Genomic DNA, 12,663 nt, shown 5'->3' with positions numbered 1-12,663 from the left:
CCAGGGCATGTGCCGCCATGGCCGGTGTCCTATGACACGGACCCTTAAGCGTGTGCCATCGAATGCTGCGCGACCATTGGAGCCATGGGCTCACAACGATGCGACAGGTGCGAACTGATCATTGGGGAAGGCTGCAACTGCCCTGCAGACGGAAGCAGTCCTCGAGAGGCAGACGGGGCGACTGCCGCCCCGCGCGCCCCAAAGGGCTTCGTCCTCGACAGGATCCTGGTCTCGCCTCGGGGTTACGCACATATCCCCGGTGCGTGCGTCCACTATGTGGAGTCGCCCGAAGACGCGGCATGGGGATGGATCCCCAACCCAGCCCCAGGACGGTGGGCAAGGATCAGTGAGCATGAGCCTGCACAGGCCACGGCAGGTAACACCGCACTGAGCGCAAAGAGGCGCTGTCCGGACTGCGAACACTTCATTGGTCTGGCCTGACAGCTCACTCAATGTTCGGTGGCACACGCTTATGTTCCGCGAGCGCTGGCCTTCCCTCGTGCCGTGCCCGGGAGCGCCTGCCGCACCACCGCACCGGGTGGGTGCGCACCTGGTGCGGTGGTGCGCACCCACCCGGTGCGCATCGTGCATCCGGTGCGCAGCCCGATGCGCACCACCGCCCGCCGGTGCGCATCCACTCGGTGCGGTGGTGCGCACCGGTGCGGCCGGCGGCGCGGTAGTGGTGCGCATCGGGTGCGGTCGATGCAGTGGAGCGGGCCGGTTGAGGACTACCTTCGCCGCGGCGCGTCGTGCAGGTCGGCGGGGCTGACCAGACCGGAACAAACTTGGCTCAGTACGGCTCTAGGTACCACTCCTGGTTCTCGGCTCCAGCGATCCAGTCCCAGAGCTGGACCTTGGTCCCGTTGGTGCCGATCGTGTTGAGATCAGCATCTAGGCAGCTAGGTTTGTACGCACTGTAGATCTTGTAGAAGCCGTTGCCGATCGTGTCCACATACCATGCCTGGTTCCCGTAGTCGATGCTCAGGCAGTCCCAGAGCTGGACCTTGGTCCCGTTGCTGCCGATCGTGTTGAGATCAGCATCCAGACACTTGCCGTTGTAATACGAGTGGATGCGGTACCGGCCACTGGGCGGCGAAATGGACAGTGCTGAATCACTAGCGGCCGCCGGGCTATTGGAAGCGCTGAGCTCCCCTGCCGCGAGCGTCAAGGCAGCAAGTAAGGCTGCGTTCATCTTTCGTAATGCCATGTGTCCCCCTGTTCATGTACGTCCCCGTCTCTCTCCGGAGCCGTGGAAAGACGGCTCCGCGTTCCCAGCAGTCAGACTGCCCGCAAGGGAATAGCCAGGTAAAGGGCGTCTTGATACGTCTCCTGTGGCCATTGATACGGTTTCCTGTATGACACAGTCGGGGGATGGCCGAGAGGCACACTTACGGGGAGATCCGAGCACGCATCAGCTGCGACTCTTCCTACTGCTCGCCGAAGAGCTGCACTTCGGACGGGCGGCCCAGCGGGCGTTCATGACGCAGCCGGCGTTCTCGCAGCAGATCCGTGCCCTGGAGCGCCGTCTGGGCCTGACACTGGTCGATCGCAGTACACGCACGGCAGGCCTCACCAGGGCAGGACAAGCACTGCTGCCTGAGGCCCGGGGCGTAGTGGAGGCAGCAGACCGGTTGCACCAAGCTGCCGTCGCGCAGAAGCGGGCTGTCACCGGCCGGATCGTGATCGGCTCCTTACTGCGGCTAACACAATGAGGTGGTCGAGCAGTGGTGTCCGTGTCTGGATGGCGAGTTGAGCGTTGTCGGATGCGTGGGGGCATCACCGTGGATCGTGTCGGATGAGCTGTGGGCTCGGATCGAGCCGCTGCTGCCGAGGCGGGAGCGCAGGTTCCGGTATCCGGGCCGGAAGCCGTTGCCGGATCGGCAGGTGCTGTGCGGGATCCTGTACGTGCTGCACACGGACATCCAGTGGGAGTACCTACCGAAGGAGCTGGGGTTCGGTTCGGGGATGACGTGCTGGCGCCGACTGAGGGACTGGAACGAGGCCGGGGTCTGGCAGCGGTTGCACGAGGTCCTGCTCGCCGAACTGAACGCGGAACGGAAGCTGGACTGGTCCCGCTGCGTGGTCGACTCCTCCCACGTCAGGGCGCTAAAAGGGGGAGCCACACGGGCCCGTCGCCGGTCGACCGGGGCCGGGCCGGCTCCAAGCACCACCTGATCACCGACGGACACGGCACTCCACTCGCCGTCATCCTCACCGGCGGCAACCGCAACGACGTCACCCAGCTCCTGCCCCTGCTCGACGCCGTCCCGCCCGTCCGCGGCCGCGTCGGCCGGCCCCGCCGCAGAGCGGTCACCCTCTACGCGGACCGCGGCTACGACCACGACCGTTACCGCAAGGAGGTCCGCGCCCGGGGCGTGGTGCCCGCCATCGCACGGCGCGGCACCGAGCACGGCTCCGGCCTGGGCGTCTACCGGTGGGTGGTCGAGCGGACCTTTGCCTGGCTGCACGGCTTCCGCCGGCTGCGCGTGCGCTGGGAACGACGAGCAGACATCCACGAAGCGTTCCTCAAACTCGCCTGCTGCCTGATCACCCACCGACAACTCAAGTCATTGTGTTAGCCGTTGTATGCCGTCGACTCGGCCGGCAACGTCTCCTCCCAGCAGCAGTACGAGTTCACCGCGCTGGGCCATCCCGGCAAGACCTACGCCAGCCTGCAGGCAGCCTTCAACAACACCGCCGAGCACAACGTCACTGCCACTCCCGGACGCCGCGTGCTGGAGGTCTACGGTGCGGACGCCTACCTTGGCGACGAAGCCGCCCTGGACGCCGCAGAGGTAACAGATGGTCGCCGGCAACGGCTACCACCTGTACCTCCTCAGCCTCCAACCCGACATCTCCGTCCAGATCACCATCCGCATCTGGGACACCCCGCCCACCCCGCCCGCCGGCGCCGAAGGCCACACGACCATCGGTCTCGAATCCGAGACCGGCATCCTCATCATCGGCCAACTCGACCGCGGCCCCGCCGACGAGATCACCCTGCCCCGCCCCGGCGTCTACGAAGGCCACGCGTGGTGGACCAACTGCCAAGCCGCCGCCGACTACTACGACACCACCCTCGCCCGACTCCCCGACGACTCCCCCGACGGCCGGCTCACCGAAGCCTGGAACAACTGCCCCGTCACCGAACGCTACGTCCTCGACCTGGCCTACGTCCGTGAACCTGAACCCGTCGACGACGAAGACCTCTGACACAGAGCGGGAACATCGAGTAGCTCATTTGGACCAGAGGATGGCCGAGGAAGTGGCGTACAGAGTGGAGCCAGTCCGGGTCTGTCAAACGAGCGGTGTAACTGGGGTAGTTGATGGTTACTGACGGGCCGCTGAAAGTCGGCCGTCGAAGGTGACGTCGAAGGCGTTCAACGCGGTCTTCCAGCGCATGGTCCAGCGGGCCTGGCCCTTGCCGGTGGGATCGAGGGACGTGATCGCCATGAAGACGCACTTCAGGGCGGCCTGCTCGTTCGGGAAGTGCCCGCGGGCCTTGACCGCTCGCCGGACCCGCGCGTTGACCGACTCGATCGCGTTGGTGGTGCAGATGATCCGGCGGATCTCGGTGTCGAACCGCAGGAACGGAGTGAACTCCTCCCCCGCGTTCCTTCCTGCCCCAGGCATCGGCGAACTCCGCGAACCGGTTCAGGGCTGCCTCCTCGGTCGGAGCGGTGTAGACGCGCTTGAGGAGCCTGGCGATCTTGTCCCAGTCCTGGCGGGCCGCATAACTGAAGGAATTCCGCAGCAGGTGGACCACGCAGGTCTGCACGATGGTGCGAGGCCAGACCGTCTCCACCGCCTCCGGCGCCCTGGCCTGGGCTCTTCGACTCGGTACCGGGCGTCTTCCGTCCCTATCTGGACGGGCCCGCCTTCGCCGACCACAACGGACTGCCCCGAGCGACCGCCTGCTTCTGGCGCGAGAGTATGGACACAGCCAGTGGAGGTGCGGCGAAGTACACGTGCCGGACGAGGACACGGACGACGCCGACGGTGCTGAGTGGCGGTTCGATGTGCTCATCGCGGGCAGTGCCGAGGCCTACCAGGAGTTCGCCGAGGAGGTCTACGAGGTCACGCTTGACCTGGCCGCGGTGCAAGCGGTTTTTGATCTCACGCCGCTGACTCAGGAGATCGTCTCGGCGTTGAACCCGGAAGTGACACTCGGTGATCTGGTCAAGGACAGCCCAGATCGGCTACCCGACGACCGGATGAGCGCCGCTGCTGTCTGGCGGCCTCCCGAACTCGGCAAGGGGCGAGACAGACCGGGAAGCGGCGCTGAGCGCACTGCTGGCTGTCCACCACAGTGGTGGCGTTCACGTTCGCGTGGACCCGGCGGGCGGTCGAGTCGCGGGACGGGCGCTCAGCGCCTCGTCTCGTACCTGGTCAGGATCACGCCGCAGGGAAGCGTCCGCGTCTCCACCACTTTCAGGTTCACCCAGCTGTCCAACGCGGTGAAGAACGGCGTGCCGCCGCCCATCAGGACCGGCGCGGTGGCCAGCACGTACTCGTCGATCAGCGCAGACCGCATGGCCGCCCTGGCGAGCGTCGCGCCGCCGATGCCCATCGGGCCACGGTCCTCGGCCTTGAGCCGGGGGATCTCGGCGACCGCGTCGCCGGTGACCAGGCGGATGTTCCAGCCGACCTTGTCGATCGTCGAGGAGAACACCGGCTTCGACATGTCCCTCCAGTGGCGCGCGAACTCGACCTGCGTCGGGGTGGCGTTGGGCCACTGGGCCGCGTCGACGAGGAAGGTGCGGGGGCGTTCGGCGAGGACGGTCTTCAGCAGGCGGTCGAATGCGCTGGGGTGGTGCGGTGGTTCACCGGCCAGGTCGAGCGCGGTGAACAGCTCGTAGCGCACCGCGCGGGCAGTGGGTCGGGCACGGAAAATGATCTCGCGGAGGCCCTCGCCGGGTCCGTGACCAGCTCGCCGGGCGGATCCGTCGCGACATGGGCAAAGGCCCCCGCGCGGTGGCCACCGTGATCGACTCTCAGAGCGTGAAAGCCGCTGAGACCGCCTCCAAGGCCAACCGCGGCTACGACGCGGGCGAGAAGATCAACGGCCGCAAGCGCCACCTGTTGTTGACATCCGCGGACTGCCCCTGATGGTCATGGTGACCCCGCTGACCTGCACGACGCTGCGGCCGCGAAGGAAGTCCTCTTCCGCCTGCGCCTGATGCACCCCAAGATCACGGTCGTGTGGGCCGACTCCGCTTACGCCGGGAAGCTCGTCGAGTGGGCGAAGCAGCACCTCAACCTGACTATCAAGCCGGTCAGCCTTCCGAAGGACGCCTCCGGCTTCGTTCGGGACACCGCCGAAATAGCGGAAGGCCGCAACGTGCGCTTCCGTCCACGCCTGCTGGTCCAAATGCAGCACCGGACGCACGAACATGTGCCGCGAGCAGGGCAGCACCATCACGAACGCCCAGACCCGGTGCCGCCGGCCCGTGCGCGGGTTGATCCACTGCCCCAGGAAGCCGTAGTCGATCTGAGCCTCCGAACCGGGCTCGACCTCGTCACGCAACACCGTGACCTGCGACCTTGCCGCCTCGTCCGGCAACGTGGCATGGCCCCAGCGGCGGAAGGAGGAGATCGATACCTGGAGCTTGTGCTCGTCGCGCAGCCGCTGGTGGATGGTCGAGACGGTCACCGTCCCCAGCAGGCTCTTGATGTAGTCGCGGTGCTTGTCGATCTCCGGCCAGGTCATCTGCCGCAGCCGTCTGTCGGCCAGCCCCGGGAACCATTCCTTGATCAGTTTCGACCAGTCGGCCTCGGTCATCGGCGGGCCGCCCGGGGTGATCCCAGACGCCTCCGCCGGGGCCAGGTACTTCCTGATCGTCTTGCGGTCCAGCCCCAGCGACGCGGCCAGCGCACTCTTCGAGCGGCCCGCGTACCAGTGGATATAGATCTCGGTGATGTCGACCACGACGAATGCTCTCCTCGCCATCCGGGCTGCCCATCGGCCTTCCGAACCACGGGGCGAGGAACATGAGCAGCTCCGCGACGACCAGGTCCCTCGATCCCGGACTCCGCGCTACCCATGTCCAAACGGGAGGAATCGGATTGAAGAATCACATGACGCTCAAACCGCCCAAGATGGGGAAACCTTCCACCTCACCGAGGTGATGCGGACTCCCCGGCCGTCCGCCGCTGTCCGGGCCACATGTCGTCATATGCGGCGTCGAAGAACTGCGCTTGCGGCGTGCGCAGCGCGAACGCGTCGGTTATCTCGCCCCGGACCGCCAGCGCAAGAATGAACGCGTAGCGATAGGCGGCGCCCCGCAGGGGCTCGCTTCTGGCCGCCAGATCGATCTCCGCATGCGCGAGCCACAAGTCATCGACAAGCTGATCGAGCACGGGATCGGCTGAGTTGTCGGCACTGCTCGAGCGCACGAACGCTGCCTTCTCCACCTGCGATGCAAGCCTGAGGAACTTCAGGACCGCGTTCTTGAGCTCCGCGCGGTGCGCGGCTGCTTCCTGCACTTCGAGCTGCCGGGTACTCGCTCGCGATACGAGGTACTGACCAAAGAGCGACCCGCCGGCGCCGAGTGCGACACCGGCCAGAGACAACAGCGCCGGCCCCGAGGTTCCCCAAGATCCCATAGCTGGAGTCTCTCAACTCCCTGCGACCGCCGTGCCCGTGGGGACTCGTGACCGTGAGGGTGGGGAATTACGTGACCCTCGACCCACTACAGCCGGGGAATTGCGTGATCGTCGACACCATGGGCGTCACTTCTGGTGCTTCCGGGCCGTGAGCTGGAAGCGACGAGCAGTGTCCATACGCCCTGACCGACGCCCGCAGAACGGCACCCCCTGTCCCCCGGTGTCGGTGGCCTCTGCTTGGATGTGCGCCTGCTACCGCTGATCGCCACAGCCTGCAGGCGTTACGCCCTGGTCAGGCACGCGCGCAGGCGAGGAACGGTGAACGACAAGGAGGGGGCCCATGGGCACCAAGGGGCCGGACGACGGCAGACCGGCGAAGGACGGGGAGGAATCGTCGGTACCCGACGAGATGTGGGAGAAGTTCCTCCGGGACCACGAGAGTGAGATACGGTCCACCGCGCCGAAGGAGCCCTCGGCCCGCGCACGCATGGTCACCGCACGGCTGCGGGAACAGGACGCGCGGGCCACGGCTCAGCAGGGCGGGCGCAAGAGGCGGTTCCGGAAGAAGGGTGGGGCCGGCGCGGCCGGTCAGCCATGGCAGCCGGAAGGCTGGCGGACCGGTTCGGCATGGCGTGAGCTGGACGGGCGGGCTGGGCGGCGACGCCGGATGCTCAGCGCGGTCGGTGTAGTCGTCGCGGTGGCCGTGGCCGTCATCGCGGTCCATCCGGGTTGGGCGCTGTCCCATCTGCCCGACGGGCTGGGAGACCGGTTCGCGTCTTCCGGCGACGCGGATTCAGTGCCCACCCCCCTGCCGCCGGAGACGACCCGGCCCACCACGGCCCCGTCCGCCAGGGAGCCCGGCGTGCCGACGCTGAAGCGGCCCTTCGCGGGCTCGCCCGCCGAGGGGTGGGCGGACGGAGCCGACGCCATCGTGCTGCCGAATGCAACCCCGGTGGGCACCCTGAGCAGGGCACAGGTCGCTTTCGCGCTGAAGGAGACCAAGCAACTCCTCGTGGCGGCGAACGTGGATCCCCGCACCCTGCGCGGCGAGCGTCCGCAGGCGGCGCTGGACGTGATCGACCCGCACCAGACCGATCTGCTCGACCTGCTGGACACCGCGCTGCGCAAGCCGGACAAGCGCCACGACCCCTGACGATGTTCAGCCGGTTCGACCCGCACGAACTCCGGCTCGTCGGCGATGTGGTCAAGGTCCGCGGCCGTATGACCTTCAAACGGGGCGAGCGCGCCTCCGTCATGGTGCACGCCGACTACACCTTCGTCTATCCCGTCGCCCAGGCCGGGCGTGGTTCCACGGAGGTGCAACGGACCATCGTGCGTCGCGTGCTGGACACGCAGCTGCTCGATCCGACGAAATACCAGGTCACACCCGGCAAGTTGGGTGTGATCAGCTACGACGAGGACATCGCGAACAGCGCCTGCGAGATCTACGACGGCTTCTTCCATCCGCAGTTCACCACGGACGCTGCGAGCGGAGCGCCGGCGACCGGCCCGGCAACAGACCCTTACGACCGCAGCAAGAACCTCGACCCGAACCGTCCCGACGTGTGCGGCACGGTCACCCGCACCTGACGCGAACGTCTTCTCCAGCACAGCGAAGCGCACTGAACTGGGAGCGCCTGCACACCGTGCCCTTGCATCACCGGCAGTTACGCCTTCCGCGCCACCCGGCTCATCAACGGAGATGCTAGCGCGTGCCACCGCAGCTCACCCTTACGAATCGAGGGCACGCACTCCGACTACCTCCGCCCCGCGTCAGCGCACCTGCTTCTCTCACGGGCCGATCACGCGCGCTGACCTCGGTGCCCGGCTCGACAGCGCCTGGGGCGGGTCTGCCGGCCATCGTGTCACCGGTGTTCGAAGGACAGCCTTGCCGTCGACAAGGGCCGATCCTGAACGCGCCGATCTCGTTGCACAAGAGATCCTTGCGGTGACGCGAACCGCTCCGGGATCGGCGGAGGCTACATCAGACAGCGGCTCAGTGACGTCAGTGGGCGCCTACGGCAACCGTCCGAGCTGGTCCTTGGCCCACCACAGGAACGCGGCGGAGTGCTGCTGGTTGGCGAAGCCTTCGCCGACGAGGGCGTGCAGAAGGTCGTTGCTCCACAGGATGAGCCGACCGAGGGTCCAGTTGACCGACTCGGGTGCCGGCAGTTCCAGTTCGTAGACCATCCGCGCCATCTCGCGCTTCCCACAGGCCTGTGTCGTGTACTTGAGGATCGTCAGGAACCGTTCGGGCTGCACCACGCAGAGAGCCCTCGTCAGGAGTGCCTCCTTGAAACCGGTCATGGCGAACGGCTTGGCGTCGGCCAGCAGCTGCTGCAGCCGGTCTTCGAGTGGCACGTCGTCAGGCCCGTACAGGAGGTATTCGGTGGTCTGGCGGGTCGCCTCCGCGGCCGCGGTATCGCCCATGGCGTTCCAGGCGGAGTTGAAGGTGGCCTGGTTGCCGGGATGGGCTCCGACATCGGAGTTGGCGAAGTCCTTGAGGAGCCTAGGAGCGCATGTCCGCAAACCCTCGGGAGAGAAGATCTTCTCGTACTTCTCCCAGTAGGCCGCCACCTCGGGGTCGAAGCCCGGCTTGGTGGCGAGGTACTGCGTCTTGAGCCGGGTCGCTCGTTCCAGCCACTCAGGCTCGACGTCTTCGGGTTTCGGGAAACGGGCCTTGAGGTCGTTGAAGGAGTAGGACCGTTTCTTCGAGGGAGATGGTTCTCCGTGCTCCCATTCGTAGCCGCACCGGTGCTTCACTACCCGACGTCCGTCATCCACGGCGCGGACGAACTCGATGTCCTCGTCGTCGCTGCACAGCGGGCACATGGCCAATCCCATGGCACCCCGTTCCATCGGTATCCGCGCCCTATGGTGGGCCGCGTGTGTTCTGCGGCCCGAGGGCCGCATTCTTGCATCTGGCCCCGGACAGGCGGGAAAGGGCGCCTCCCAGCCGGTGGCCTGACCCACTCCGGACGCCGCCGCAGCGGCGCGCTGCCTGCTCCGGGAAGCCCGGTGTCCCTGCGCAGTGACAGGGCCGAAGTGTCAGTGGCGCATGATGTGATCGAGTCACTGCTGTGCCCGGGCGAAGAACGCGACGGACTGGACCTGTCCCTCATCGCTCTGCCCGAACAGCCCAGCTACGCCCAGTGGACCGACCAACCGACACCACCCGGTAGCCAACTTCCTTTCCACCTGGCCGACCAGGCGGGTAGACCTGCCCCTACCGGTGTACGCCCCCTGGCCGAAGGGCGCGGCAGCGGCCACTGAGCCGCACCGGTCCAGCTCGAGTTCCACTCGGGCGGCCCCTCCTGCACGCACACCTTAGGACGCGGACCACTCTCATCACGTACAGTCAATTTTGTGGCGTTGAGTGATGGTACATACGGTTTCGGACCGCCGACGGGCCGCCTGCTGATCAAGACCAGCCGCGCCGGGCTTGGCCGGAGGGCGGGGCACGACCTCACGATCGAGGCCACCCGATGGGCCGGGAACGCGGTGGTCGTCACGGACGATCCGGGCAAGTCGTCGGTGACTGTCACGGTCGAGACGGGATCGCTGACCGTCCGGGAGGGGACGGGAGGACTCAAACCCCTCACCGACACCGACAAAGCGGAGATCAAGCGGACGCTGGAGGGCGAGGGCCTGCTACACACCGCACAGCACCCGGCCATCGCCTTCCGCTCCACAAGCATCACGGGAACGCCCGAGTCCTTCGAGATCACGGGGGACCTCACCATCAAGGGCCAGAGCCACCCCGTGACCGTGCACGGCGGCAGCGATGGGGACGGCATGGTGTGCGGCTGGGCGACCGTCACCCAGTCCACCTGGGGCATCAAGCCGTACAGCACGTTCCTGGGCGCGCTGAAACTGGCCGACGACGTCCGCATCGAGTACGCGGTGACCGAGCTGGGCGCAGCGAGATGGGATACCTCTCCCGAGACGAGGTCCTCCTCGCGCTCGACGACGACACCATGACGATCGAGATGTGCCAGATCTGCCGTCCCGAGACCGGACTCCGGGAGTAGGGGAGTGCCCGGGATGACGGGAGGTGCACCGTGGCTCTACCGTGGCGCCCTTACTGTGCACACCCTGGGGGGAACCATGAAGGCCGTCTGGTTGCTGCTGGCTCTGCTGTTCACCTGCCTCGCCCTCGGCGGATTCATGAGCTTCACGGAAGACCGCGACTGGATCGACCTCGGCATGAGCGTGTTCCTCGGCGTCATCGCAGTCTCGTTCTGGCGGCGCACCACGAGGTGACAGCACAAGCGCCCGCCTCGGCGGGGACGCGGGGCACCTCTGCGGCGAGTGTGGCCTGAGGCCGAAAGGCGGTCGCCTTCCGCGTACCGTGACAATGCGGCCGCCGCAGCAGGAACCCGCCTCCGGGCGGAGCCCACCGGGCGCTCGGCGGCCGCCCTAGACAGCACAAAAGCCCCCGCCGCCGAAGCGACGGGGGGCAATGCAGTGTGTCGGCCGGATGCACGGTCAGCACGTAGTGCTTGCAGTCGACGAACCACCGCTTGAGGTGGACGGATCCGTCGAACTCCTCGACCTGGCGGTCCGCGACGGTGTCTCGCCCGCCGTCGGCCGGACTCGCGTTCAGCCCGGTCCCCTTGCGCCAGTCGACGTTCACGAACCCCAGCTCACGTGTCATCGAAGCAGAACTCGTCGAACTCAGTGTCCGTCATGTCGTCGTACGGCATGCCTGCGTCATGGTCCACTGGCGAAACGTATCGATCTGCGGCGTTCGAGTCAGCCGGCCGTCCCAGATCCCCTATCCGACGACGCCCTCAGCTGCACCACCTGGTCACAGCGCGCGGTCGGCCACGTCTCCGACGGGGTCATCGGCGAGATCGACTGTTGCCTTGATGCGCTTGCCCACCGGTTCGCGGTGCACCTCAAAGCTCCGGCAGAGCGCGATGACGATCTCCGCCGCGCAGATCCAGAGCTGGCACCGCGCCGCCACCCGCTTCACTCGCAGGGACGCCCGCCTCGAGCATTATCGCGTGAGGTATCCGTCGGGCGGCACGTAGGCGCCGCCGGTGGTGCCGTTGACGGGTTCCAGCAGGACGGCGGCGACGTTGTCCGCTCCCCTGCTGTCGATCGCCTTCGCCATCTCCTCGGCACAGGAGGCATCGCACGCTCGCTCGGCGTGGTCGTGGACTGGCGGGTAGGGCGCCGGGAACGCCGGGCCGAGGCCGAGCGCATCCTCCGGGCGCGGGCGCCGGGCGTGGTTGCCGGCGAGTGCGAGGGTAAGCGCGCTCATCCCGTGATAGCTCAAGGTGGACGTCAGGATGTCCCCGCGCCGTTTTCCGCTGCGGACGCGCGCGATGTTGCGGGCCAACCCGACGGCGACCTCCACGCCGAGCGTCCCGCACGTGACCAGCGCGACGGAGTCATCCGGACGTCCCACGGCGCGGCAGAGACGGTCCATCAGCTCCAGCTGGGTGTGGGGGGCGCACGACGGCGGCGCCGCCGAACGACGAACGGGGGAACTGCTGCTCTATGCGGGAGAAGACCTTGCGGCTGCCTTGGCCAACATTCACGCAGAAGAGTCCGCTCGAACCGTCGAAAATCCGGCGGCCGTCAGCGCAGTGGAGCCAGGGCCCACTCGCAGCCACGACATCGAAGTCCGGCAAGGGCCTGGACGATGTCAGCAGCCGTTCCCGACGGGATAAATACCGATCCACGAAAAGAAGTCCCTTCTTGGATGTAGTCACTGGGCACGGCGCTTGTGACGCACCGCCACTGGCCTGCTAAGCACGACGCGACTGCCTCGCGCTGCTGCGCACTGCCCGCCTTTGCCTCCCCGGCACGCGCCTCCTAGCGCGTCAGCCGACGCGCCGTCGATCCCTCACATCCGAGCGTCCCGTCGTCCGGATGCGGGGCGGGGGCGGGAGACCCGTCCCCGCCGCAGGCTGACGGTCCTACGACGGGACGGGCAGCCCCGCCTCACCGGTTCGTGCGGAGACTCGCGAGGCGGCAGTTCGTGGAGGCGACCCTGTCCTCCGGTCGCCATGGGGTCCCCTGCGCTCGGGGCGGGTTCAGCGGGCG

13 protein-coding genes and 2 pseudogenes are annotated in these 12,663 nt (G+C 67.2%); 8 read left to right on the top strand and 7 right to left on the bottom strand.

All coding sequences use genetic code 11. The features are described from left to right. Positions 1-790: 790 nt before the first annotated feature. Positions 791-1,207: an RICIN domain-containing protein gene (locus C3488_RS22895; RefSeq protein WP_103842242.1), complete on the bottom strand. Its 417-nt coding sequence runs from the start codon at positions 1,205-1,207 to the stop codon at positions 791-793. A 148-nt stretch (positions 1,208-1,355) separates the two neighbouring features. Between C3488_RS22895 and C3488_RS22890 the strand changes: the two genes are divergently transcribed. The 3 genes from C3488_RS22890 to C3488_RS22880 all read left to right on the top strand — a co-directional run bounded on the left by C3488_RS22890 (position 1,356) and on the right by C3488_RS22880 (position 3,213). Then, entirely contained in the window at positions 1,356-1,712 is a 357-nt protein-coding gene (locus tag C3488_RS22890; protein WP_103842240.1) for a LysR family transcriptional regulator, read from the top strand. Between the two features lie 55 nt (positions 1,713-1,767). Continuing rightward, a protein-coding gene (locus C3488_RS22885) for an IS5 family transposase (protein WP_258053596.1) occupies positions 1,768-2,579 on the top strand; the annotation gives its coding sequence in 2 pieces (ribosomal slippage) (positions 1,768-2,091 and positions 2,094-2,579; 810 coding nt in all). 223 nt (positions 2,580-2,802) lie between these two features. Beyond that, positions 2,803-3,213, top strand: a complete 411-nt coding sequence (locus C3488_RS22880; protein ID WP_258053595.1) for a hypothetical protein — start codon at positions 2,803-2,805, stop codon at positions 3,211-3,213. Positions 3,214-3,330: 117 nt separating this feature from the next. On the opposite strand, the pseudogene C3488_RS22875 reads toward C3488_RS22880, so the two are convergent. Both C3488_RS22875 and C3488_RS22870 read right to left on the bottom strand, forming a co-directional pair. After that, positions 3,331-3,814 (bottom strand): annotated as a pseudogene (locus C3488_RS22875) (transposase); the annotation flags it as partial. 552 nt (positions 3,815-4,366) lie between these two features. Further along, a complete protein-coding gene (locus C3488_RS22870; protein WP_258053599.1) occupies positions 4,367-4,897 on the bottom strand; it encodes a dihydrofolate reductase family protein in 531 nt (176 codons plus the stop codon). Between the two features lie 17 nt (positions 4,898-4,914). Between C3488_RS22870 and C3488_RS42675 the strand changes: the two are divergent. Continuing rightward, positions 4,915-5,995 (top strand): annotated as a pseudogene (locus tag C3488_RS42675) (transposase); the annotation flags it as partial. Between the two features lie 122 nt (positions 5,996-6,117). On the opposite strand, the gene C3488_RS22855 reads toward C3488_RS42675, so the two are convergent. Continuing rightward, positions 6,118-6,606, bottom strand: coding sequence for a hypothetical protein (locus tag C3488_RS22855; protein ID WP_258053594.1), 489 nt, complete (start codon positions 6,604-6,606; stop codon positions 6,118-6,120). 340 nt (positions 6,607-6,946) lie between these two features. Between C3488_RS22855 and C3488_RS22850 the strand changes: the two genes are divergently transcribed. Together C3488_RS22850 and C3488_RS42395 are read left to right on the top strand one after the other, a co-directional pair. Next, positions 6,947-7,759 carry a hypothetical protein gene (locus tag C3488_RS22850; RefSeq protein ID WP_308460685.1) on the top strand — a complete coding sequence of 271 codons (813 nt, stop codon included), beginning with the start codon at positions 6,947-6,949 and terminating at the stop codon, positions 7,757-7,759. 2 nt (positions 7,760-7,761) lie between these two features. Further along, complete coding sequence (locus C3488_RS42395) at positions 7,762-8,196, top strand: hypothetical protein (RefSeq protein ID WP_308460684.1); 435 nt, start codon at positions 7,762-7,764, stop codon at positions 8,194-8,196. Between the two features lie 426 nt (positions 8,197-8,622). On the opposite strand, the gene C3488_RS22845 is transcribed toward C3488_RS42395, so the two are convergent. Next, positions 8,623-9,450: a hypothetical protein gene (locus tag C3488_RS22845; protein ID WP_103842238.1), complete on the bottom strand. Its 828-nt coding sequence runs from the start codon at positions 9,448-9,450 to the stop codon at positions 8,623-8,625. 522 nt (positions 9,451-9,972) lie between these two features. Between C3488_RS22845 and C3488_RS22835 the strand changes: the two genes are divergently transcribed. Next, positions 9,973-10,587, top strand: coding sequence for a YceI family protein (locus C3488_RS22835; RefSeq protein WP_103842234.1), 615 nt, complete (start codon positions 9,973-9,975; stop codon positions 10,585-10,587). Between the two features lie 126 nt (positions 10,588-10,713). Further along, complete coding sequence (locus C3488_RS40185) at positions 10,714-10,869, top strand: hypothetical protein (RefSeq protein ID WP_181139150.1); 156 nt, start codon at positions 10,714-10,716, stop codon at positions 10,867-10,869. Positions 10,870-11,416: 547 nt separating this feature from the next. On the opposite strand, the gene C3488_RS22825 is transcribed toward C3488_RS40185, so the two are convergent. Both C3488_RS22825 and C3488_RS22820 read right to left on the bottom strand, forming a co-directional pair. After that, positions 11,417-11,584: a hypothetical protein gene (locus C3488_RS22825; protein WP_374955450.1), complete on the bottom strand. Its 168-nt coding sequence runs from the start codon at positions 11,582-11,584 to the stop codon at positions 11,417-11,419. A gap of 24 nt (positions 11,585-11,608) precedes the next feature. Further along, positions 11,609-12,052 (bottom strand): aminotransferase class III-fold pyridoxal phosphate-dependent enzyme, encoded by a 444-nt coding sequence (locus C3488_RS22820; protein ID WP_258053598.1) that lies wholly within the window; start codon positions 12,050-12,052, stop codon positions 11,609-11,611. Between the last annotated feature and the right edge of the window lie 611 nt (positions 12,053-12,663).

The organism is Streptomyces sp. Ru72 (genome assembly GCF_002920635.1).
Taxonomy (GTDB): domain Bacteria; phylum Actinomycetota; class Actinomycetes; order Streptomycetales; family Streptomycetaceae; genus Streptomyces.
The sequence above is the reverse complement of the archived record's forward strand: the minus strand, read 5'-3'. Positions and strand labels throughout refer to the sequence as shown.